We start from the raw sequence: 21,232 nt of genomic DNA, 5'->3' as shown, positions 1-21,232 counted from the left end.
GCGAGAACATCGCCACACTATCCGTGACCCGTCGCGCCACCCATGCATGCCGGTTACACGGACTCAACAGCCTGGAGAAACGCGAGCATGAACCGTAAGACTTTGGTGCTGCCGGCCATCGCGGGCCTGCTCACCCCGCTCCTTGCTGCCTGCGGCGGGTCCAGCAGTGGCGGCAAGAGCGGTGACGCCATCGTCGTCGGCACCACCGACCGGTTCACCATCACCAAGGACGCGCCCGCGCCGATCGACCCGGCATACGCGTATGACGTCGGCACCTGGAACATCCTGCGGCAGACCGTGCAGACGCTGATGACCCAGCCCAAGGGCGACGGCGAGCCCCAGCCCGACGCCGCCGAGAGCTGCGGCTTCACCGACACCGGCAACGAGCGCTACGCCTGCAAGCTGCGCAAGGACCTCAAGTTCTCCAACGGCGACCCCGTGACCGCGGCCGATGTGAAGTTCTCCATCGACCGTGCCCGCGCCATCAAGTCCGACCTCGGTGTCTTCGCGCTGCTGTCGACCATCGACAGAGTCGAGACGCAGGGTGACAACGAAGTCATCTTCCACCTCAAGACCGCGGACGCCACCTTCCCGTTCAAGCTGTCGACGCCGGTCGCCGGCATCGTCAACCCCGACGACTACGAGAAGAACAAGCTGCGCGACGGCTTCTCCGTCGACGGCTCCGGGCCCTACACGCTGCAGGCCGAGGTCAAGGACAACGAGCTGGTCACGGCCACGTTCACCAAGAACCCCAACTACAAGGGTCTGCTCACCCCGAAGAACGACAAGGTGGAGCTGAAGCCCTTCGAGAGCGCCGATGCCATGGGCACCGCCCTCGAAAAGGGCGACATCGACGTCATGACCCGCACGATGTCGCCGGATCAGATCCGCAAGCTCCAGAACAACCCGGGCGGCAACATCAACCTGGTCGAGATGGCGGGCCTCGAAATCCGCTACCTGGGCTTCAACACCGACGCCACGTCGGTGAAGAGCAAGGCCGTCCGCCAGGCCATCGCGCAGATCATCAACCGCGCCGAGCTGATCTCCAAGGTGTACGGCAACGAGGCCGACCCGCTGTACTCGATGGTCCCGGCCACCATCACCGGCCACTCCAACTCGTTCTTCAACAAGTACAGCGACCCGAGCGTCTCCAAGGCCAAGGACCTGCTCACCAGCGCGAACATCACCACCCCGGTGAAGCTGACGATGCACTACACGACCGACCACTACGGCCCGGCCACCGCCAAGGAGTTCGAGGTGCTCAAGAAGCAGCTCAACGACAGCGGTCTGTTCGACGTCAGCATCGAGGGCACGCCCTGGGCCAAGTACAGCCCGAACGAGCGCAAGGGCGAGTACGACGTCTACGGCATGGGTTGGTTCCCCGACTTCCCGGACGCCGACAACTACATCGCGCCGTTCCTCGACAAGGACAACACCCTCAAGTCCCCCTACTCCAACAGCGACATCATCAAGAACCTGATCCCGCAGTCCCGCCGCGAGGCCGACCGCCTCACCGCGTCGAAGAGCCTCACCGACATCCAGGACATCGTCGCCGACGACGCGCCGTTCATCCCGCTGTGGCAGGGCAAGCAGTACGTCGCCACCCGTGACGACATCACGGGCAGCGAATACGCGATCAACTCCTCCTCCACGCTGCAGCTCTGGGAGCTCGGCCGCGGTGTGAGCAACTGACCGAACACCTTGAGGCCCCCGGGTTTTGGCCAACCCGGGGGCCTCTTTGTGCCATCCAGGCTACGATCCCGGAGCTGCACACAGCTCCGGCGTACCTGGAGTCCGGGGCCCCCGAGACCCAAGACAAGGCACAAGCACGTGAACATGCGTACCCAGTGGCCGGTCCTGTCCGTCGCCACGGGATTGGCCGCCGGCCTGCTCGCCGGATGCGGCACCTCCACCAACGACTCCGGTGGCACCGGCTCCTCCATCGTCATGGGGATGACCGACGACGTCCTGGCCACCGACCCGGCCTCCGGCTACGACCCCGGATCCTGGCTGCTGTTCAACAATGTCTTCCAGTCCTTGCTCAGCTTCCCCAAGGGCGGCACCGAACCCGAACCGGAGGCCGCCAAGGAGTGCTCGTTCAAGGACACGGCGACCCAGGTCTACTCGTGCACACTCAAGGACGGACTGAGGTTCAGCAACGGTGACGCGCTCACCTCGAAGGACGTCAAGTTCTCCTTCGACCGCATGCTGAAGATCAACGACTCCGCCGGTCCCGCGATCATGTTCCCCATGCTCGACTCGGTGGAGACACCCGACGCCAAGACCGTCGTCTTCAAGCTGAAGTACGCCGACGCCACCTTCCCCAGCAAGATAGCCTCCGGCGCCGGCTCCATCGTGGACCACGACGAATACCCCGCCGACTCGCTGCGCAAGGACGGCAAGGCGGTCGGCTCCGGCCCGTACACACTGGACTCCTACGGCAAGGACCAGGCCGTCTTCTCCGTCAACGGCAACTACAAGGGCACCGCCCAAGTGCGCAACTCCGGCGTCACCCTGAAGCTCTTCCACGGCGACCAGACCGCCCTCAAGAACGCCCTGCTCAAAAAGCAGATCGACCTCGCCTACCGAGGCCTCGCCGCCGCGGACATCGCCGACATCGACGAGGACACTTCCACCAGCAAGAGCATCGAGGTCGTCGAAGGCTCCAGCGCCGAAGTCCAGCACCTCGTCCTCAACATGAACGACCCCGTGACCGGCAAGCTCGGCGTCCGCAAGGCCATCGCCTACCTCCTCGACCGCGATGCCCTCGTCAACAAGGTCTACGACGACACGGCGACCCCGCTCTACTCGATCATCCCCGCCGGCATCACCGGCCACGACACGTCCTTCTTCGACACCTACGGCGCCCGCCCCTCCAAGACCAAGGCGGCCGCGGCCCTGCAGGCCGAAGGCATCACCGGCAAGGTGAAACTGACGCTGTGGTCGACACCCTCCCGCTACGGGCCCGCCACCGACGAGGAATTCAAGACGATCGCCGGGCAACTCAACGCCAGCGGGCTGTTCGACGCGACCGTCAAGTCCGTCGCCTTCGACCAGTACGAGAAGGACATCGCCGCCGGCAAGTACGGCGTCTACGTGAAGGGCTGGGTGCCCGACTACCCGGACCCCGACAACTTCACCGCGCCGTTCTTCGGCAAGGGCAACGTGCTGGGCAACAACTACGTCAACAACACCATCACAGGGGACCTGATCCCGAAGACGGCCGCCGAGAGCGACCGTTCATCGACCGAGGCCCACTACGGCGAACTCCAGAACATCGTCGCCGAGGACATCCCCATCATCCCGATCTGGCAGGCCAAGCAGTACGCCGTCGAGCGCGACAACGTCTACGGGCTCGAATACTGCCTCGACGCATCGACGGTGTTCCGGTTCTGGGAGATCAGCAAGGGCTGAACGAGGCCGCACCCGCACGGACGGCGCCCCCGTCGCGAGAAGGGGGCGCCCCCGTCGTCGTCACCGTGCTTCGGGCAGAGGCAGCCGCCGCCTACTGTGCGCCCGGGCGCACCAGCCCGCTCTCATACGCGTACACCGCCGCCTGCACCCGGTCCCGCAGCCCCAACTTGGTCAGGACGTGACCTACATGCGTCTTGACCGTCGTCTCGCTGACGAAGAGATCGGCGGCGATCTCGGCGTTCGACAACCCGCGCGCCACCAGCTTCAGCACCTCCACCTCGCGATCGGTGAGGGTGTGCAACGTGTCCGGAACCGGATCGTCCCCGGACGGCAGGTGCCCCGCGTACTTGTCGAGCAGCCGGCGCGTGATGCTCGGCGCGAGCATCGCCTCACCATCGGCGACCACCCGGATCGCCTGCACCAGCTCATTGGCCGGGGCATCCTTGAGGAGGAAGCCACTCGCACCGGCCCGCAACGCCTCCACCACATACTCGTCGAGGTCGAACGTGGTCAGCACAAGCACCTTGGCCGGGCCGTCCCGTCCCGGACCGGTGATCTGCCGGGTCGCCTCCACCCCGTCCATCCGCGGCATGCGGATGTCCATCAGAACCACATCGGGCTGCAGGGCACGCACCTGGTCAAGTGCCTGGAGGCCGTCTCCGGCCTCGCCGACGACCGCGATGTCCTGCTCGGCCTCCAGGATCATCCGGAAGCCCGTACGCAGCAGCGGCTGGTCGTCGACCAGTAGGACGCGGATGGCCACGTAAGTCTCCTTCGCTAGTCCGCCCCCATTCTGCCCTGCCCGCCACCACCGTTCTCCGGCACCCTGACCGGCAGCGGCTGTGCTTTGCGGGGGCGACCCCCGGACCCTTGGCCGGAGGCCGGCCAGCAGGTTCGCACCGGCAGCGGTTGTGCTTTGCGGGGGCGACCCCCGGACCCTTGGCCGGAGGCCGGCCAGCAGGTTCGCACCGGCAGCGGCTGTGCTTTGCGGGGGCGACCCCCGGACCCCCGGCCGGAGCCCCGCTAGCCCGTGCGCACCGGCAGCGGATACGGCGGGGGAGTGCCGCCGAACTCCGGACAGACCGCCTGGTGGTCGCACCAGCCGCACAACTTGGTCGGGCGCGGCCGCCAGTCACCCGTCTCCGTCGCCAGCCGGATCGCCTCCCACAGCGCGAGCAGCTTGCGCTCGACCCGCTCCAGATCCGCGAGCACCGGGTCGTACGTCAGCACGTCGCCACTGCCGAGATAGACCAGCTGCAACCGCCGCGGAACGACCTTCTTCAGCCGCCACACCACCAGGGCATAGAACTTCATCTGGAACAGCGCACCCTCGGCATACTCGGGCCGGGGCGCCTTCCCCGTCTTGTAGTCGACGATCCGCACCTCACCCGTGGGCGCCACGTCGACACGGTCGATGATCCCCCGCAGCCTCAGCCCGGACTCCAACTCCGCCTCGACGAACAGCTCGCGCTCGGCCGGCTCCAGACGCGTCGGATCCTCCAGCGTGAACCAGCGCTCCACGAGCTGCTCCGCCTCGCCGAGCCAGCGCGCCAGCCGCTCACCGTCCGGATCGTCCGCGAACAGCTCCACGACCTCCGGCCTGCTCTCCCGCAGCCGGTCCCACTGGCCGGGCACCAGCGACTTGGCACGCGGAGCGGTCCGCTCGGCGGCCGGCGCGTCGAAGAGCCGCTCCAGCACCGCGTGCACCAGCGTGCCCCGGGTCGCCGCCTCACTCGGCTTCTCGGGCAGCTTGTCGATCACCCGAAAGCGGTAGAGCAGCGGGCACTGCATGAAGTCGCTGGCGCGCGAGGGCGACAACGACCCCGGGGGCGCGGCGGCCACGGCGGACGGCCCGGCAGCGCCGTCAGTGCTGGTTTCCATGACCACAGACCATACGGCCCGCCACTGACAGTGACACAGTCGCGCCCCGGCCGGACCACGCCACCGGTGGGCGAGCGGCTCGTACGACGGCGCGGAAAACAGAGGGGGTGCCGGGGCGGAACACGACGCGACGGCCGCATACCATCGACCCCAGACCCTCCGACCCGCACGACCGGGGCCGGAGAGACGCTTCGATCGAGGGGACATCGTGGACGAGAGCGGCGGGAGCGGGCAGCCGCGCTCCGGCAACGACGGGGCGACCGACCGCGAGGAAGCCCTCACGGCAAAGACCGCCGACACCGCACACCCCGAGGAAGACCGCGACCGCGCCGACGCCCGGCCGACACCCGCCCCCGCCGGGGACGAGACCGAGCCCACGCGACCGCACGAGGAGACGACGGCCGCGAAGCCGTCCCCCGAGGAGACGACGACCCCCGTGACGCGCGACGGGGAGCGAGCGGAAGCCGGGACGCCCCGCGGTGAACAGAGGGCACCCGCGCCCGGAGACGAACCGACCGTGGCCCCGTCGAGCGACGAGGCATCGACGGCGGGCGACCCCACGGCCCCTGCCTCCGCGGGTGCCGACGATCCCGCAGGGCCCCCGCCACCGGACCACCCCACCACCTCGGTCCCTCCGAACGCGGACCCGGCGGCGGGCCACCCCACCGCCCCCACCCCCTCGCGCCCCGACGGACCCGACTTCCCGCACCACCCCACCGACCTCGAATCCAGCCGCACCCTCGCCCACACCGACCTAACCGGCAAGGGCCGCCCGCCGCAGCGCCCCAAGGAGCCCGGCGGCGGCATCCTCATGGGCCGGCCCTTCGGCGTCCCCGTCTACGTCGCGCCCAGCTGGTTCCTCGTCGCCGCCCTGATCACCTGGGTGTTCGGCGGTCAGCTCGACCGCGTACTGCCCGAACTCGGCGCCGCCCGCTACCTCGTCTCCCTCTTCTTCGCCGTCGCCTTCTACGCCTCCGTCCTCGTCCACGAACTCGCCCACACCGTCGCCGCCCTCCGCTTCAAGCTCCCGGTGCGCCGCATCCAGCTCCAGTTCTTCGGCGGCGTCTCCGAGATCGAGAAAGAGGCCGAAACCCCCGGCCGCGAGTTCGTGCTCGCCTTCGTCGGACCGCTGCTCTCCCTCGTCCTCGCCGGCGTCTTCTACCTCGCCATGCAGCCCGTCCAGCCCGGCACCGTCCCCGGCGTCCTCCTGGCCGGCCTCATGATCTCCAACCTCATCGTGGCCGCCTTCAACCTGCTCCCCGGACTGCCCCTCGACGGCGGCCGCATGCTCCGCGCCGTCGTCTGGAAGATCACCGGCAGGCCCATGACCGGCACGATCGCCGCCGCCTGGGTCGGCCGCGCCCTCGCCGTCTCCGTCCTCATCGGCCTCCCCCTCCTCACCCAGTCCGGCGCACTCGGCACCACCGCCGAGGACAACGTCGGCATGGACACCGTCACCGACGCCCTCCTCGCCGCCATCCTCGCCGCGATCATCTGGACCGGCGCCGGCAACAGCCTGCGCATGGCCCGACTGCGCGAACACCTCCCCGAACTGCGCGCCCGCACCCTCACCCGCCGCGCCGTCCCCGTCGAGACCGACACCCCCCTCTCCGAGGCCCTACGCCGCGCCAACGACGCCGGCGCCCGCGCCCTCGTCGTCGTCGACGCCCACGGCGAACCCCTCTCCCTCGTACGCGAGGCCGCCATCGTCGGCGTCCCCGAACACCGCCGCCCCTGGGTCACCGTCAGCGGCCTCGCCCAGGAACTCACCGACGGCATGTGCGTCTCCGCGGAACTGGCCGGCGAAGACCTCCTCGACGCCCTGCGCGCCACCCCCGCCACCGAATACCTCGTCGTCGAGGAGACCGGCGAGATCTACGGCGTCCTCTCGGCCGCCGACGTCGAACGCGCCTTCGTCAAAGCCATGGCCCGCCCCAGCTGACCCCCGCCCGCACCGTGGTCGGCGGCCCCGCCAACGACCGGTAGGCTGGTCACATGTCCGAACCGACCGGTGCCGCCCGCCGTCGCGGGCCCTTCAAGGTCGGGGACCAGGTACAGCTGACCGACCCCAAGGGCCGCCACTACACGTTCACACTCGAAGCGGGAAAGAACTTCCACACCCACAAGGGTTCCTTCCCGCACGACGAACTGATCGGCGCCCCCGAGGGCAGCGTTGTCCGCACCACCGGGAACGTCGCCTACCTCGCGCTGCGCCCCCTGCTCCCCGACTACGTCCTGTCCATGCCCCGAGGGGCAGCCGTCGTCTACCCCAAGGACGCGGGGCAGATCCTCGCCTTCGCCGACATCTTCCCCGGCGCACGCGTCGTCGAGGCCGGCGTCGGCTCCGGCTCGCTCAGCAGCTTCCTGCTGCGCGCCATCGGCGACCAGGGCATGCTGCACAGCTACGAGCGCCGCGCGGACTTCGCCGAGATCGCCCAGGCCAACGTGGAACGCTACTTCGGCGGCCCCCACCCCGCCTGGCAGCTCACCGTCGGCGACCTCCAGGACAACCTGAGCGACACCGACGTCGACCGCGTCATCCTCGACATGCTCGCCCCCTGGGAATGCCTCGAAGCCGTCTCCAAGGCACTCGTCCCCGGCGGCATCCTCTGCTGCTACGTGGCCACCACCACCCAGCTCGCCCGGACCGTCGAATCCATCCGCGAGATCGGCTGCTTCAACGAGCCGACCGCCTGGGAGACGATGATCCGCAACTGGCACATCGAAGGCCTCGCCGTCCGCCCCGACCACCGCATGATCGGCCACACCGGCTTCCTCCTCACCGCCCGCCGCCTCGCCGACGGCGTCGAGCCGCCCATGCGCCGCCGCCGCCCCGCCAAGGGCGCCTACGGCGAGGACTACGCCGGCCCCAACGCCGACGGAGGCGCCGGCCGCTGAGGCCGCCCCCACCGCAACCAACGCACCAGCGCCGTGGCCCAGTTCCCGCACCCACCGGGGAACTCGACCACGGCGCTCACGCGTTGGGACACCGGCGCACACCGGAACCTGACACGACACCAGAAGTGCGGCCCCCGCCGTTCCCCCGCACTGTGACGTGTGGCACGATGCGGGGCACCCCACCGGCACAGCCCTCCCAGGAGACACTTCTCTCGTGCTGCAGCCCTCCGCCGTTCCGGAACTCGCTCACACCACCACCCGACCCATCCACTGGGTCGCCACAGCCACCGCCGTCTCCGGTGTGATCGCCCTGTCCTCCGTGCTGCAGCCCGGCTCCGCGACAGCGGCCCAGACCCACACCGACACCAAGACGCCCCCGGCCCCCACGGCACCCCCCGACCCGGCCAAGGCCCACTTCCCCCTCGACTGCGGCCCCACCACCAAACTCCTCGTCCGGAAGAAAGCCACCGGCGACCTCGACGGCGACGGCCACCCCGAAACCGTCGCCCTCGTCCGCTGCGACACCGCCATGGGCACCCCACCCGACGGCGTCTACGTCCTCACCCAGGCCGCGGGCACCACCCGGCCACGCGTCGTCGCCACCCTGGTCGACCCCAAGGACCGCCTCACCGTCACCGACTTCGCCCTCCGCGACGCCACGGTCACCGCGACCCTCCTCGGCTACTCCTCGCCCGACGTACCGAGTTGCTGCCCCGACGTGAAGAACCGCGCCAAGTGGCAGTGGAAGGGGGGCGCGTTCATCCGCTCCGCCCCCACCGGCGCACAGAACGTGTGACCGCCGGGAGACACGGGCGCGTCGGTACGACAAACACGATGTGAGAAACCAGACATCACATGACGCCCAGTGAGCACATCATCACTCAGCGTCGGGCCCGAAGACCTCCACCCTGTCCGAAACCCGACGCACATGGATGCACTCACCCGGACACTCCCGCGCCGAGTCCACGACATCGGTGAGAAGCGGCAGCGGAACGGGCGTTGTGGCCCCCCTGGCCTGCAAAAGCTCCTCATCCGGGCCCTTCACATAGGCCAGGCCGTCGATGTCCAGCTCAAAGACCTCGGGCGCGTACTGGGCACAGATGCCATCACCGGTACACAGATCCTGGTCGATCCAGACCTCCAGCGCCTCGCCGTCGACACCGGCCTGCTGCTGCACGGTCATCTCCCCTGCTGTTTCCTGCGCGGAGCCGCCCGGGAATCGGGCCAGCTCCGACGGGTGTTGAACACCCCGACCCTACCTTCGGCCGCTTCCCAATCATGTTCGGTGGGTATTCCCCTGGCGTGAGGGAGAGCGCAAGGGTGAAGATCGGACACACCTCGACAGTCTTTGTGATCTAGGGGTTTCAATCGACACCCACCCAGGTAGGGTCTGGAAGCGTCCAGCTCCCCTTGGAGGAGGTGAGGACCGTGGCAGCCCACGACGACGACATGAACCGCGGCATCCGCCCGGGACGAGGGTCTGACGACCCGGCCGGGCAGATCGCCTACCTTGAGCAGGAGATCGCCGTCCTGCGACGCAAGCTCGCCGACTCTCCGCGACACACGAGAATTCTCGAAGAGCGGATCGTCGAGCTGCAGACCAACCTGGCCGGCGTGTCCGCACAGAACGAGCGGCTCGCCAATACGCTCCGTGAGGCCCGCGACCAGATCGTGGCCCTCAAGGAAGAAGTCGACCGGCTCGCACAGCCACCGGCCGGCTTCGGTGTCTTCCTGCAGGCGAACGAGGACGGCACGGCCGACATCTTCACCGGAGGCCGCAAACTCCGCGTGAACGTCAGCCCCAGCGTGGAGCTCGACGAGCTCCGCCGCGGCCAGGAACTGATGCTCAACGAAGCGCTCAACGTGGTCGAAGCCATGGAGTTCGAGCGAGTCGGGGACATCGTCACCCTCAAGGAAATCCTCGAGGACGGCGAGCGCGCCCTCGTACTCGGGCACACCGACGAGGAACGGGTGGTACGGCTCGCCGAGCCGCTGCTGGACGTCACCATCCGCCCCGGCGACGCCCTCCTGCTCGAACCCCGCTCCGGCTACGTCTACGAAGTGGTCCCCAAGAGCGAGGTCGAGGAACTCGTCCTCGAAGAGGTACCCGACATCGGCTACGAGCAGATCGGCGGCCTCGCCGGCCAGATCGAAGCCATCCGCGACGCGGTCGAGCTCCCGTACCTCTACCCCGACCTGTTCAAGGAGCACGAACTGCGGCCGCCCAAGGGCGTCCTGCTGTACGGGCCCCCCGGATGCGGAAAGACCCTCATCGCCAAGGCCGTGGCCAACTCACTGGCCAAGAAGGTCGCCGAAGTCACCGGCCAAGCCGCAGGCAAGAGCTTCTTCCTCAACATCAAGGGCCCCGAGCTCCTCAACAAGTACGTCGGCGAGACCGAGCGACAGATCCGCCTCGTCTTCCAGCGGGCCCGTGAAAAGGCCAGCGAGGGCACCCCCGTCATCGTCTTCTTCGACGAGATGGAATCCCTCTTCCGCACCCGCGGCTCCGGCGTCAGCTCCGACGTGGAAAACACCATCGTCCCCCAGCTGCTCGCCGAGATCGACGGCGTGGAAGGCCTGGAGAACGTCGTGGTCATCGGCGCCTCCAACCGCGAGGACATGATCGACCCCGCCATCCTGCGACCCGGCCGCCTCGATGTGAAGATCAAGATCGAACGTCCGGACGCCGAAGCGGCCAGGGACATCTTCGGGAAGTACCTCACCGAGAACCTCCCCCTGCACGCCGACGACGTCGGCGAGCACCGAGGCGACAAGGCGGCCACCGTCCACGGCATGATCCAGACCGCCGTGGAACAGATGTACGCCGAATCCGACGAGAACCGCTTCCTCGAGGTCACCTACGCCAACGGCGACAAGGAAGTCCTCTACTTCAAGGACTTCAACTCCGGCGCCATGATCGAAAACATTGTCGGACGCGCCAAGAAAATGGCGATCAAGGACTTCCTCGAACACAACCAGAAAGGCCTCAGGGTCTCCCACCTCCTCCAGGCATGCGTGGACGAGTTCAAGGAGAACGAGGACCTGCCCAACACCACCAACCCCGACGACTGGGCCCGCATCTCCGGAAAGAAGGGCGAGCGGATCGTCTACATTCGCACCCTCATCACCGGAAAGCAGGGCGCAGACACCGGACGCTCCATCGACACGGTGGCGAACACCGGACAGTACCTGTAAAACACAGGGCGGCTGCGGGTGCCCCCACCGGGTACCCGCAGCCGACTGCTTTCCAGGCCAAGGCATCCCAGGCCACAGCCGGAACAAGGCAAAGACGCAAATGATCTCCCCACCAGCGCAGAGGCGTTCTAGGCTCATTCGTACCGCCGCGTCGCGCCGTGCGGGGACGGGCACCGCACGCGCACCGGAGCACCAGCGGTAACTGAGCGCCGCCCCCGACCGAGGGCGCCGCCGGGCAAGGAGGGCCGCATGACCGTACGGCGAGTAATGGGCATCGAGACGGAGTACGGCATCTCCGTCCCCGGCCACCCCAACGCCAATGCCATGCTCACCTCATCCCAGATCGTCAACGCCTACGCCGCGGCGATGCACCGGGCCCGCCGGGCCCGCTGGGACTTCGAGGAAGAAAACCCGCTGCGGGACGCCCGAGGCTTCGACCTCGCCCGCGAGGCCGCCGACGCCAGCCAGCTCACCGACGAGGACATCGGCCTCGCCAACGTGATCCTCACCAACGGCGCACGGCTCTACGTCGACCACGCACACCCCGAATACAGTGCCCCCGAGGTCACCAACCCCCGCGACGCCGTCCTCTGGGACAAAGCCGGCGAACGGATCATGGCAGAAGCCGCAGAACGAGCCGCCCAGCTCCCCGGCGCCCAGCCGATCCACCTCTACAAGAACAACACCGACAACAAGGGCGCCTCCTACGGCACGCACGAGAACTACCTGATGAAGCGGGAAACCCCCTTCTCCGACATCGTGCGCCACCTCACACCGTTCTTCGTCTCCCGCCAGGTCTTCGCCGGAGCCGGCCGCGTCGGCATCGGCCAGGACGGCCACGAACACGGCTTCCAGCTCAGCCAGCGCGCCGACTACTTCGAAGTCGAGGTCGGCCTCGAAACCACCCTGAAACGCCCCATCATCAACACCCGGGACGAACCCCACGCGGACGCCGAGAAATACCGGCGCCTCCACGTGATCATCGGCGACGCCAACCTCTCCGAGATCTCCACCTACCTCAAACTCGGCACGACGGCCCTCGTCCTGTCGATGATCGAGGACGGCTTCATCGCCGTCGACCTCGCCGTCGACCAGCCCGTACGCACCCTCCACCAGGTCTCCCACGACCCCACACTCAAGCGCCTCGTCACCCTCCGCAGCGGCCGGACACTCACCGCCGTCCAGCTCCAGATGGAGTACTACGAGCTGTCGCGCAAATACGTGGAGGAGCGCTACGGAGCGGACGCCGACGAACAGACCAAGGACGTCCTCTCCCGCTGGGAGGACACCCTCAACCGCCTGGAGCGCGACCCCATGAGCCTCGCCGGCGAACTCGACTGGGTCGCCAAACGAGAACTCATGGAGGGCTACCGGCGCCGCGACGGCCTCGACTGGGACGCCGCCAGGCTCCACCTCGTCGACCTCCAGTACGCCGACGTACGCGCCGAGAAGGGCCTCTACAACCGTCTGGCGGCCCGCGGCAAGATGAAGCGGCTGCTGACCGAGGACGACGTCGAGCGGGCCCGTACGAAGCCGCCGGAGGACACACGCGCCTACTTCCGCGGCCGCTGCCTGGACCAGTACGCGGACGACGTCGCGGCGGCCTCCTGGGACTCGGTCATCTTCGACCTGCCGGGCCGGGACTCGCTCCAGCGCGTCCCAACCCTGGAACCGCTTCGCGGAACGCGTAATCACGTCAAGGAGCTCCTGGACCGCTGCCGCACGGCCGAGGACCTGGTCAGGGTCCTGTCCGGCGGCTGAGGCGGCACACGGACGGGCTCGCCCCGGGCGAGGGTGTAAAACCCGGCGCCAGGGAATCATCGAGGTGGCACCCGTACGTTGGAGCAACTACGGGGCCGATGTCAGACCGGGCTTGTAGGGTCTGATCATCACCGATCGGCAGGAATGCCGACCTGTCGACCATGTCGGGCGAACTGAGCGGGGTGAGGGTTATGGCGACCAAGGACACCGGCGGCGGCCAGCAGAAGGCGACGCGCTCCACCGAGGAGGTCGAGGAGCAGGCGGCAGAGGCGCAGGCTTCTGAGGACCTCAAGGAGCGGCACGAGAAGCTGAGCGATGACGTGGACTCGGTTCTGGACGAGATTGACGATGTCCTCGAGGAGAATGCAGAGGATTTCGTGCGCTCATTCGTTCAGAAGGGTGGCGAGTAGAGGCTCGACTGGTCAGGTTCCCTTCGAATCGAAGGTTGGCGGGGGTTGTGAGTGGCCGGGGCTGAGCAGTTGAAGCGCTGCGTGCGGTGCGGCGAGTACAAGCCGCACGCAGCCTTCGCCCGCAAGCGGTCAAATCTTGATGGCTTGCAGCGGCATTGCCGGGACTGCGCCACCAACTACCACTGCCGACCACAGGAGCCTCAAGTGCTGGGACCTGAGGACCACGTGCCGGAGGGGTACAAGCGTTGTCGGGGGTGTGGCGAAGTGAAGCCGCACAGCGAGTGGCATAGAAAGCGCAGCGCTGCCGATGGCTTGGCCAGCCGCTGTAAGGCTTGCAGGGCGGCGATGGCGCCCACTCAGCACCTTTGGCGTAAGTACGGCCTGACTGAGGCCGAGCGTGACGAGCTGATCGCCGCTCAAGGGGGCGTCTGTTGCATTTGCCTATCCGCTCCTGCGACGCATGTGGATCACTGCCACAAGACGGGTAGGGTCCGTGGCGTACTGTGCTTCAACTGCAATTCCGGCCTCGGCCTGTTGAGGGACGACCCCACAACTGCGAACCGAGCTGCGGACTACCTGGAAGGAAACGCGTGGAAGCCAACCCTCGTAGCACCGGGCGTCTACCGGCTGCCTTCCTGACGCCTGGCTCGTCGTCCTTCATGGACTTCCTGTCCGAGCATCAGCCCCAGCTGCTGCCCGGCAACCGTCAGCTGCCTCCCACCCAGGGCGTGATCGAGGCCCCGCACGGCACCACGATCGTGGCCACGACGTTCCCGGGGGGCGTCGTGCTCGCGGGTGACCGTCGGGCGACCATGGGCAATGTGATCGCCCAGCGGGACATCGAGAAGGTGTTCCCGGCGGACGAGTACTCGGCGGTGGGTATCGCCGGCACGGCCGGTCTGGCCGTGGAGATGGTGAAGCTGTTCCAGCTGGAGCTGGAGCACTTCGAGAAGGTCGAGGGCGCGCAGCTGTCCCTGGAGGGCAAGGCGAACCGTCTGTCGACCATGATCCGTTCCAACCTGGGCATGGCCATGCAGGGTCTGGCCGTGGTGCCTCTCTTCGCCGGCTTCGATGTCGATCGTGGCAAGGGCCGCATCTTCTCGTACGACGTGACGGGCGGCCGTTCGGAGGAGCACGGCTTTGCGGCCACGGGCTCCGGCTCGATCTTCGCGCGCGGCGCGATGAAGAAGCTTTTCCGTGAGGACCTGAGCGAGGAGCAGGCCACCACGCTGGTGGTGCAGGCTCTGTACGACGCGGCTGACGACGACTCGGCGACCGGTGGTCCCGATGTCGCCCGCCGGATCTATCCGATCGTCACCGTGATCACTGAGGACGGTTTCCGTCGGCTGACCGAGGACGAGTCGTCCGGGATCGCGCGTTCGATTCTGGAGCGGCGTCTGGAGCAGCCCGACGGTCCGCGGGCCGCGTTGCTCTGACGGCGGCGAGTCTCTTGTCGAGGTGATCCAGTGACTATGACAGAAAGGGACGGATAACCGGTGTCGACGCCGTTCTATGTCTCCCCCCAGCAGGCGATGGCCGACCGGGCGGAGTACGCCCGTAAGGGCATCGCGCGCGGCCGTAGTCTGGTCGTGCTGCAGTACGCCGACGGCATTGTCTTCGTCGGTGAGAACCCGTCCCGTGCGCTGCACAAGTTCAGTGAGATCTATGACCGGATCGGTTTTGCGGCTGCCGGTAAGTACAACGAGTACGAGAATCTGAGGATCGGTGGCGTTCGGTACGCCGATCTTCGTGGTTACACCTACGACCGTGATGACGTTACCGCCCGTGGTCTGGCGAACGTGTATGCGCAGACTCTGGGCACGATCTTCTCCAGTGCGGCGGAGAAGCCGTATGAGGTGGAGTTGGTGGTCGCCGAGGTGGGGGAGACCCCGGAGGGTGATCAGATCTATCGGCTGCCGCATGACGGGTCGATCGTGGATGAGCACGGTTCGGTCGCGGTGGGCGGTAATGCGGAGCAGATCAGCAGTTTCCTGGATCAGCAGCACCAGGACGGCATGAGCCTTGCTGAGGCGCTGAAGCTCGCCGTGCAGGCCTTGTCCCGTGACACGAACGGTACTCAGCGGGAGATTCCCGCGGAGCGCCTGGAGGTTGCGGTGCTGGACCGTACGCGTCCGCAGCAGCGCAAGTTCAAGCGCATCGTCGGGCGTCAGCTGTCTCGTCTCCTCGAGGCTGATGGTGCGGCTTCTGCCGCGGAGACGGAGGACGAGACTGCGGGGGACGAGGAGTGATCGTTCGTCTCGCTCGGTGAGGTGTGTGTTGCCTCAGCCCGCTTTGTGTGCGCCCCGGCCGTTCTCGGCCGGGGCGCGCGGCGTTGTGCTTCAGGGGCGTGGTGGGGCCGTGGAGCCGCGTACGACCAGTTCCACGGGGATGTCCCCCTCTTCGGGTGTGCGGCCCTCCAGGACGGCGAGGAGGGCTTGCATGCCGCGTTCGCCGAACTGTTCGGCGTCGAGGCGGACGGTGGTGAGTTCGGGGTCGATGGCGGTGGCGAGGGCGAGGTCGTCGAGGCCGGTGACGGAGAGGTCGTCGGGGATGCGCAGGCCGAGGCGTCGGGCTGCTTTGTAGGCGCCGGCGGCGAGTTTGTCGTCGTCGCAGACGAGGGCGGTGGGGCGGGGGCCGGGGGTGGCGAGGGCGGTTTCTGCGGCGGTGAGGGCGCCTTCGATGGAGATGGGGGCGTGTGTGGTGCGGATGCTGGTGCCGGGCACCTGGCTCACGCGTGCGGCGAGCTCGCGGGCCCGGATCTGGAATGTCCACGAGGGGACGTCTGCCGCGAGGTGGAGGAATCGGCGGTGGCCGAGTGCGAGCAGGTGTTGGGCGACTTGTCGTACGCCGTCGGTGATGTCGAGGTTGACGGTTGCGGCGCCCATGCTGCCGTTGGGGTCGCTGTCGAGCATGACGAGGGGGAGTTGGTCGCCGTGGATCGCGGTGAGTGCGTCTGCGGCCATGGAGGAGGCGAGGACGCCGTCCAGTGCGGCTTGTGCGGAGTGGAAGGGGTCTTTGGCGGGGCCGACGCCTTCGGGGGAGGGGTAGAGGACGACGCCGAAGCCGTGTTCGGCGGCGACTCGGGCGGCGCCGGTGTAGACGCCGGCGAAGAATTCGGTGGTGAGTGCCGGTACGACGAGCAGGACGGTTCGGGTGCGGCCGAGGCGTAGGTTGCGGGCGGCGAGGTTGGGTCGGTAGCCGAGTTCTCGTGCGGCTTCGCGGACGCGTTGGGCGGTGGGTTCGGAGACGCGTCCGCGCCATTTGTCGCCGAGGACGAGGGATACGGCGGCCTGGGAGACCCCGGCGGCTTGGGCGACGTCGCGGCTGGTGGGTCGCGTGGTACCTCGTGCCACCGTCTGCCTGCTCTTTCGTCTGGACTCGTGGTCTGCGCTCATGGTACGTATGGCAGGCGACGTTATACGTAAAACTTGTCATGACGAAGGGCTTGGGCATGGCCGCGGGATACCTGGAGATCCTCAGGGCGAGGCACGCCACGCGCCTGCTCGTCGGGACGCTGGTGGGCCGGTTGCCGAACGCCACGGCCGCGATCGCCGTCGTGCTGTTCGTGCGCGCCGAAGGCGGCACCTACAGCCTCGCGGGGGCGCTCGCCGCGGTGTACGGGGTGGCTAACGCCGTGGGGCAGCCGCTGCTGGGCCGGCTGGTGGACCTGCACGGTCAGCCGCGTGTCCAGTTGCCGGCCGCGCTCGTCTCCGCCCTGGCCATGACCGTGTTCGCCGTGACGGGCGTGGATCCGCTTCCGGCGGCCTACGCGGCCATGGTGGTGGCCGGGCTGTTCACGCCGCCGCTGGAGGGCGGTCTGCGGGCTCTGTGGCCGGCCGTGTTGCGCCGGGAGGAGCAGGTGCACACGGCGTACGCGATGGACGCGGTGGCTCAGGAGGTGATGTTCACGGTCGGCCCGCTCCTGGTGACGCTGTGCGTGTCGGTGTGGTCCGCGGAGGTCGCGTTGGTCGTGCTGAATGTGATCGGTGTGCTGGGGGCTCTCTCGGTGGTCGTGTCGGCGCCGTCGCGCGCGTGGCGCTCGGCGCCGCGTGAGGCGCACTGGCTGGGCGCCCTGCGCTCGCCGGGGCTGCTCGCGCTGCTGGGGGCGTTCCTGTTCGTCGGGATCGCGCTCGGCTCGATCACGGTGGCCGCCGTGTCGTACGCGGATGACCATGGCGGTGACGCGGTGTACGGGTGGCTGATGGCCGCGCTGGGGCTGGGTGCGCTCGTCGGTGGCACGGTGTACGGGGCGCGGCAGTGGGGTGGTGTGCCGGAGCGGCGACTGCGTGTGCTCGTCGCGCTTCTGGCGGTGTGTTATCTGCCGTTGGTGCTGATGCCGGGTGCGCCGGCCATGACGGCGCTGACGGCGCTTGCCGGGGTGTTCCTGGCGCCGTGCATCGCTTGTGCGTTCGTGCTTGTCGACCGGTATGCGCCGAGCGGCACGGTCACGGAGGCGTTCTCCTGGCTTGTGACGACGTTCACGGTGGGTGCGTCGGTGGGAACGGGCGTGGCGGGTCCGGTCGTCCAGGCGGGTGGCGCCGGGTGGGGGTTCGCGGTGCCGGGTGTCGCGGGAGCCGTGTCGTTGCTGGTCCTGCTGGCCACCGGGCGGGTCCTCGCAGCTCCGGCGGGGAGTGCGGTGGTTGCGGCTTCATCGGAAAATGATCCGAACCGTGCTGTCGAACCCCGTTTCAGCTCGGGGGATCGGGCGTAATGTTCAGTCATGGACCGCCGCATTTTCGGGCTGGAGAACGAGTACGGCGTCACGTGCACGTTCAGGGGACAGCGCCGCCTGTCGCCTGACGAGGTGGCGCGGTACCTCTTCCGCCGTGTCGTGTCATGGGGCCGTAGCAGCAATGTCTTTCTGCGGAACGGTGCCCGCCTCTATCTCGACGTGGGATCACATCCGGAATACGCGACACCCGAATGTGACAACGTGACGGAACTCGTCACTCACGACAAGGCCGGCGAGCGCATTCTGGAAGGACTCCTGGTCGACGCCGAACGTCGCCTGCACGAGGAGGGAATCGCGGGCGATGTCTACCTCTTCAAGAACAACACGGACTCGGCGGGCAACTCCTACGGTTGCCACGAGAACTACCTGGTGGCCCGGCACGGGGAGTTCTCCCGGCTCGCGGACATCCTGATTCCGTTCCTGGTCACGCGGCAGCTGCTGTGCGGTGCGGGCAAGGTGCTGCAGACGCCGCGGGGTGCCGTCTACTGCGTCAGCCAGCGGGCCGAGCACATCTGGGAGGGCGTCAGCTCGGCGACGACGCGTTCCCGGCCGATCATCAATACGCGTGACGAGCCGCACGCGGACGCGGAGCGTTACCGCCGTCTGCACGTCATCGTGGGCGACTCGAACATGTCGGAGACGACGATGCTGCTCAAGGTCGGTGCGACCGACCTGGTGCTGCGCATGATCGAGGCGGGGACGGTGATGCGGGACCTGACCCTGGAGAACCCGATCCGGGCGATCCGCGAGGTCAGTCATGACATCACGGGCCGGCGCAAGGTGCGTCTGGCGAGCGGCCGTGAGGCCTCGGCCCTGGAGGTGCAGCGGGAGTACTACGAGAAGGCCGTGGACTTCTGTGAGCGCCGCGGGATCCGTACGGGCACGGTGGAGCAGGTCCTGGAGCTGTGGGGCCGCACGCTGGACGCGATCGAGTCCGAGGATCTCGACCGGATCGGCACCGAGATCGACTGGGTGATGAAGTACAAGCTCATCGAGCGGTACCGGGCGAAGCACAACATGACGATGTCGCATCCGAGGGTCGCGCAGATAGACCTCGCCTACCACGACATTCATCGTCGCCGGGGCCTGTACTACCTGCTGGAGAAGAAGGGACAAGCCACGCGGATCTGCAACGACTTGAAGATCTTCGAGGGCAAGTCGGTTCCGCCGCAGACGACTCGGGCGCGGCTGCGCGGCGACTTCATCCGGCGGGCGCAGGAGCAGCGCCGTGATTTCACGGTCGACTGGGTGCACCTGAAGCTCAACGACCAGGCGCAGCGGACGGTGTTGTGCAAGGACCCGTTCCGTTCGGTGGACGACCGGGTGGAGAAGCTGATCGCCGGGATGTGAGGCGGGCGTTTGCCGCGGTTCGCGGGAACGCAACGCGGGGCGTCGTACGTTTGCCGTGCGGCGCCCTTTCCACGTCGTAGAGTTGCGCGCACGCCATCATTGAAGATCGATCGATACGAGGCCCTCATCGTGCGCCGACGCTCCCTTCTCCTTGCCGCTCTGCCCGCCGGACTGGTCACGCTCGCCGGATGCGGTGACGAGTCGTCCGACAAGAGCAAGGCCAGCGCCAGTTCTTCCCCATCGCCCTCGGCGTCGACGCCGTCCGCCGCCCCGTCGCCGAAGATCGTCGAGGGTCCGCTGCCGGCCATTACCGCGGGTACGAAGTTCGGTGAGAAGCCGACCGTGGCGAAGGGCACCGGGTCGCCGTCGAAGGATCTGGCGGTCAAAACGGTGATCGCGGGCAGTGGCCGCACGGTCGCGGAGAACGACTACATCCAGGCGAACTACCTGGGTCAGATCTGGGACACGGCGAAGGTCTTCGACAACTCGTACGACCGTAAGACCGCGCTGGTCATCCAGCTGGCCAAGGGCGGCATCATCGACGGCTGGCGGTATGCCCTGACGGGTAAGAAGACGGGCAGCCGGGTGCTGATGTCGGTGCCTCCGACCTGGGGTTATGGCACGCAGGGCAACTCGCAGGCGGGTATCAAGGGCACGGACACGCTGGTGTTCGTGGTGGACATCGAGAACACGTTCAACTCGAAGAGTTCCGCCAAGGGTGAGACGGTCGCGCAGAACGACGCCGCTCTGCCGAAGGTGGGGACGAACACCGACGGCAAGGCCCCGTCCATCGACGTGCCGAAGGTGAAGGCCCCGACCGCTCTGGTCGCGAACTATGTGATCGAGGGCGACGGGGAGAAGGTGGCCGCGGACAGCACGGTCCTCGTGCAGTACAAGGGCGTGGTGTGGGACACCGGCAAGGAGTTCGACTCCACGTATGGCCGAGGCCAGCTCGCCTCGTTCTCGCTCCAGCAGGTCGTCAAGGGCTGGGCGCAGGGTCTGACGGGCAAGAAGGTGGGCAGCCGCGTGCTCGTGGTGATTCCGCCGAAGCTGGGGTACGGCGACAACCCGCCCGCGGGCAGCGGTATCAAGAAGGACTCGACGCTGATCTTCTCCGTCGACATCCTGGCGAAGATGTAACCCCTGCGGGGATGTGAGAGTGTCGGTGTTGCCGTAATGGCCTCAACACGAACAAGCAGGAGCTTTTGACGTGAGCATCGAGAAGCCCGAGATCGACTTCCCGGGTGGCGAGCCCCCGGCGGACCTTGAGATCAAGGATCTGTGGGAGGGTGACGGCGCCGTGGCGGAGGCGGGTCAGACCGTCACCGTTCACTACGTGGGTGTCGCCTTCAGCACTGGTGAGGAGTTCGACGCGAGCTGGAACCGTGGGACGCCGTTCCGCTTCCCGCTGGGCGGCGGCCGGGTCATCAAGGGCTGGGACTTGGGTGTGCAGGGCATGAAGGTCGGCGGCCGTCGCCAGCTGACCATCCCGGCCCACCTCGCCTACGGCAACCAGAGCCCGACCCCGGCGATCAAGCCCGGCGAGACCCTGATCTTCGTGGTGGACCTGCTCGGAGTCTGATCGTCGCAC

General features: G+C 67.7%; 19 protein-coding genes. 15 read left to right on the top strand and 4 right to left on the bottom strand.

Annotated features, from left to right (window positions below; translation table 11 throughout):
- The first annotated feature begins 87 nt into the window (after window positions 1–87).
- Window positions 88–1,692: an ABC transporter substrate-binding protein gene (locus Q2K21_RS23760; RefSeq protein ID WP_310774857.1), complete on the top strand. Its 1,605-nt coding sequence runs from the start codon at window positions 88–90 to the stop codon at window positions 1,690–1,692.
- Window positions 1,693–1,830: 138 nt separating this feature from the next.
- Window positions 1,831–3,414, top strand: coding sequence for an ABC transporter substrate-binding protein (locus Q2K21_RS23755; protein WP_310774856.1), 1,584 nt, complete (start codon window positions 1,831–1,833; stop codon window positions 3,412–3,414).
- Window positions 3,415–3,505: 91 nt separating this feature from the next.
- Here Q2K21_RS23755 and Q2K21_RS23750 read toward each other — a convergent pair whose 3' ends face one another.
- Together Q2K21_RS23750 and Q2K21_RS23745 are read right to left on the bottom strand one after the other, a co-directional pair.
- Window positions 3,506–4,177 (bottom strand): response regulator transcription factor, encoded by a 672-nt coding sequence (locus Q2K21_RS23750; protein WP_310774855.1) that lies wholly within the window; start codon window positions 4,175–4,177, stop codon window positions 3,506–3,508.
- A 260-nt stretch (window positions 4,178–4,437) separates the two neighbouring features.
- The gene (locus Q2K21_RS23745) at window positions 4,438–5,295 is read right to left on the bottom strand and encodes a RecB family exonuclease (RefSeq protein WP_310774854.1); all 858 of its coding nucleotides are present in this window, start codon (window positions 5,293–5,295) and stop codon (window positions 4,438–4,440) included.
- A gap of 208 nt (window positions 5,296–5,503) precedes the next feature.
- Between Q2K21_RS23745 and Q2K21_RS23740 the strand changes: the two genes are divergently transcribed.
- From Q2K21_RS23740 to Q2K21_RS23730, 3 genes are all read left to right on the top strand, one after another.
- Window positions 5,504–7,237, top strand: coding sequence for a site-2 protease family protein (locus Q2K21_RS23740; RefSeq protein ID WP_310774853.1), 1,734 nt, complete (start codon window positions 5,504–5,506; stop codon window positions 7,235–7,237).
- A 53-nt stretch (window positions 7,238–7,290) separates the two neighbouring features.
- The gene (locus tag Q2K21_RS23735) at window positions 7,291–8,193 is read left to right on the top strand and encodes a tRNA (adenine-N1)-methyltransferase (RefSeq protein WP_029386781.1); all 903 of its coding nucleotides are present in this window, start codon (window positions 7,291–7,293) and stop codon (window positions 8,191–8,193) included.
- Window positions 8,194–8,410: 217 nt separating this feature from the next.
- Window positions 8,411–8,989: a hypothetical protein gene (locus Q2K21_RS23730; protein WP_310781197.1), complete on the top strand. Its 579-nt coding sequence runs from the start codon at window positions 8,411–8,413 to the stop codon at window positions 8,987–8,989.
- 81 nt (window positions 8,990–9,070) lie between these two features.
- Here Q2K21_RS23730 and Q2K21_RS23725 read toward each other — a convergent pair whose 3' ends face one another.
- Entirely contained in the window at window positions 9,071–9,376 is a 306-nt protein-coding gene (locus tag Q2K21_RS23725; RefSeq protein ID WP_310774852.1) for a ferredoxin, read from the bottom strand.
- 245 nt (window positions 9,377–9,621) lie between these two features.
- Between Q2K21_RS23725 and arc the strand changes: the two genes are divergently transcribed.
- The 6 genes from arc to prcA all read left to right on the top strand — a co-directional run bounded on the left by arc (window position 9,622) and on the right by prcA (window position 15,808).
- Window positions 9,622–11,388: a proteasome ATPase gene (gene arc / locus Q2K21_RS23720; RefSeq protein ID WP_310774851.1), complete on the top strand. Its 1,767-nt coding sequence runs from the start codon at window positions 9,622–9,624 to the stop codon at window positions 11,386–11,388.
- Between the two features lie 249 nt (window positions 11,389–11,637).
- Window positions 11,638–13,149 carry a depupylase/deamidase Dop gene (dop, locus tag Q2K21_RS23715; RefSeq protein WP_386276220.1) on the top strand — a complete coding sequence of 504 codons (1,512 nt, stop codon included), beginning with the start codon at window positions 11,638–11,640 and terminating at the stop codon, window positions 13,147–13,149.
- Window positions 13,150–13,340: 191 nt separating this feature from the next.
- Window positions 13,341–13,559: a ubiquitin-like protein Pup gene (locus Q2K21_RS23710; protein ID WP_031486664.1), complete on the top strand. Its 219-nt coding sequence runs from the start codon at window positions 13,341–13,343 to the stop codon at window positions 13,557–13,559.
- A gap of 345 nt (window positions 13,560–13,904) precedes the next feature.
- On the top strand, window positions 13,905–14,198 hold the full coding sequence (locus Q2K21_RS35895; RefSeq protein WP_386276217.1) for an endonuclease VII domain-containing protein: 294 nt from the start codon (window positions 13,905–13,907) through the stop codon (window positions 14,196–14,198).
- Window positions 14,150–14,995: a proteasome subunit beta gene (prcB, locus tag Q2K21_RS23700; RefSeq protein ID WP_310774850.1), complete on the top strand. Its 846-nt coding sequence runs from the start codon at window positions 14,150–14,152 to the stop codon at window positions 14,993–14,995. The genes Q2K21_RS35895 and prcB overlap by 49 nt, the downstream gene beginning before the upstream one ends.
- Window positions 14,996–15,055: 60 nt before the next feature.
- Window positions 15,056–15,808 carry a proteasome subunit alpha gene (prcA, locus tag Q2K21_RS23695; protein ID WP_310774849.1) on the top strand — a complete coding sequence of 251 codons (753 nt, stop codon included), beginning with the start codon at window positions 15,056–15,058 and terminating at the stop codon, window positions 15,806–15,808.
- Window positions 15,809–15,898: 90 nt separating this feature from the next.
- Here the strand turns inward: prcA and Q2K21_RS23690 are convergent, their stop codons facing one another.
- Window positions 15,899–16,954, bottom strand: a complete 1,056-nt coding sequence (locus tag Q2K21_RS23690) for a LacI family DNA-binding transcriptional regulator (protein ID WP_386276214.1) — start codon at window positions 16,952–16,954, stop codon at window positions 15,899–15,901.
- A gap of 56 nt (window positions 16,955–17,010) precedes the next feature.
- Here Q2K21_RS23690 and Q2K21_RS23685 point away from each other — a divergent pair, with 56 nt between their 5' ends.
- The 4 genes from Q2K21_RS23685 (at window position 17,011) to Q2K21_RS23670 (ending at window position 21,223) form a co-directional block, all read left to right on the top strand.
- Window positions 17,011–18,270 (top strand): MFS transporter, encoded by a 1,260-nt coding sequence (locus Q2K21_RS23685; RefSeq protein WP_310781190.1) that lies wholly within the window; start codon window positions 17,011–17,013, stop codon window positions 18,268–18,270.
- Between the two features lie 9 nt (window positions 18,271–18,279).
- A complete protein-coding gene (gene pafA, locus Q2K21_RS23680) occupies window positions 18,280–19,641 on the top strand; it encodes a Pup--protein ligase (RefSeq protein ID WP_037859616.1) in 1,362 nt (453 codons plus the stop codon).
- A gap of 129 nt (window positions 19,642–19,770) precedes the next feature.
- The gene (locus Q2K21_RS23675; protein WP_310781188.1) at window positions 19,771–20,781 is read left to right on the top strand and encodes an FKBP-type peptidyl-prolyl cis-trans isomerase; all 1,011 of its coding nucleotides are present in this window, start codon (window positions 19,771–19,773) and stop codon (window positions 20,779–20,781) included.
- A gap of 70 nt (window positions 20,782–20,851) precedes the next feature.
- On the top strand, window positions 20,852–21,223 hold the full coding sequence (locus tag Q2K21_RS23670; RefSeq protein ID WP_310774848.1) for an FKBP-type peptidyl-prolyl cis-trans isomerase: 372 nt from the start codon (window positions 20,852–20,854) through the stop codon (window positions 21,221–21,223).
- The last annotated feature ends 9 nt before the right edge of the window (window positions 21,224–21,232 follow it).

Origin of the sequence: Streptomyces sp. CGMCC 4.7035, assembly GCF_031583065.1 — a bacterium.
In the GTDB taxonomy this organism is placed as follows: domain Bacteria; phylum Actinomycetota; class Actinomycetes; order Streptomycetales; family Streptomycetaceae; genus Streptomyces; species Streptomyces yaanensis.
The sequence above is the reverse complement of the archived record's forward strand: the minus strand, read 5'-3'. Positions and strand labels throughout refer to the sequence as shown.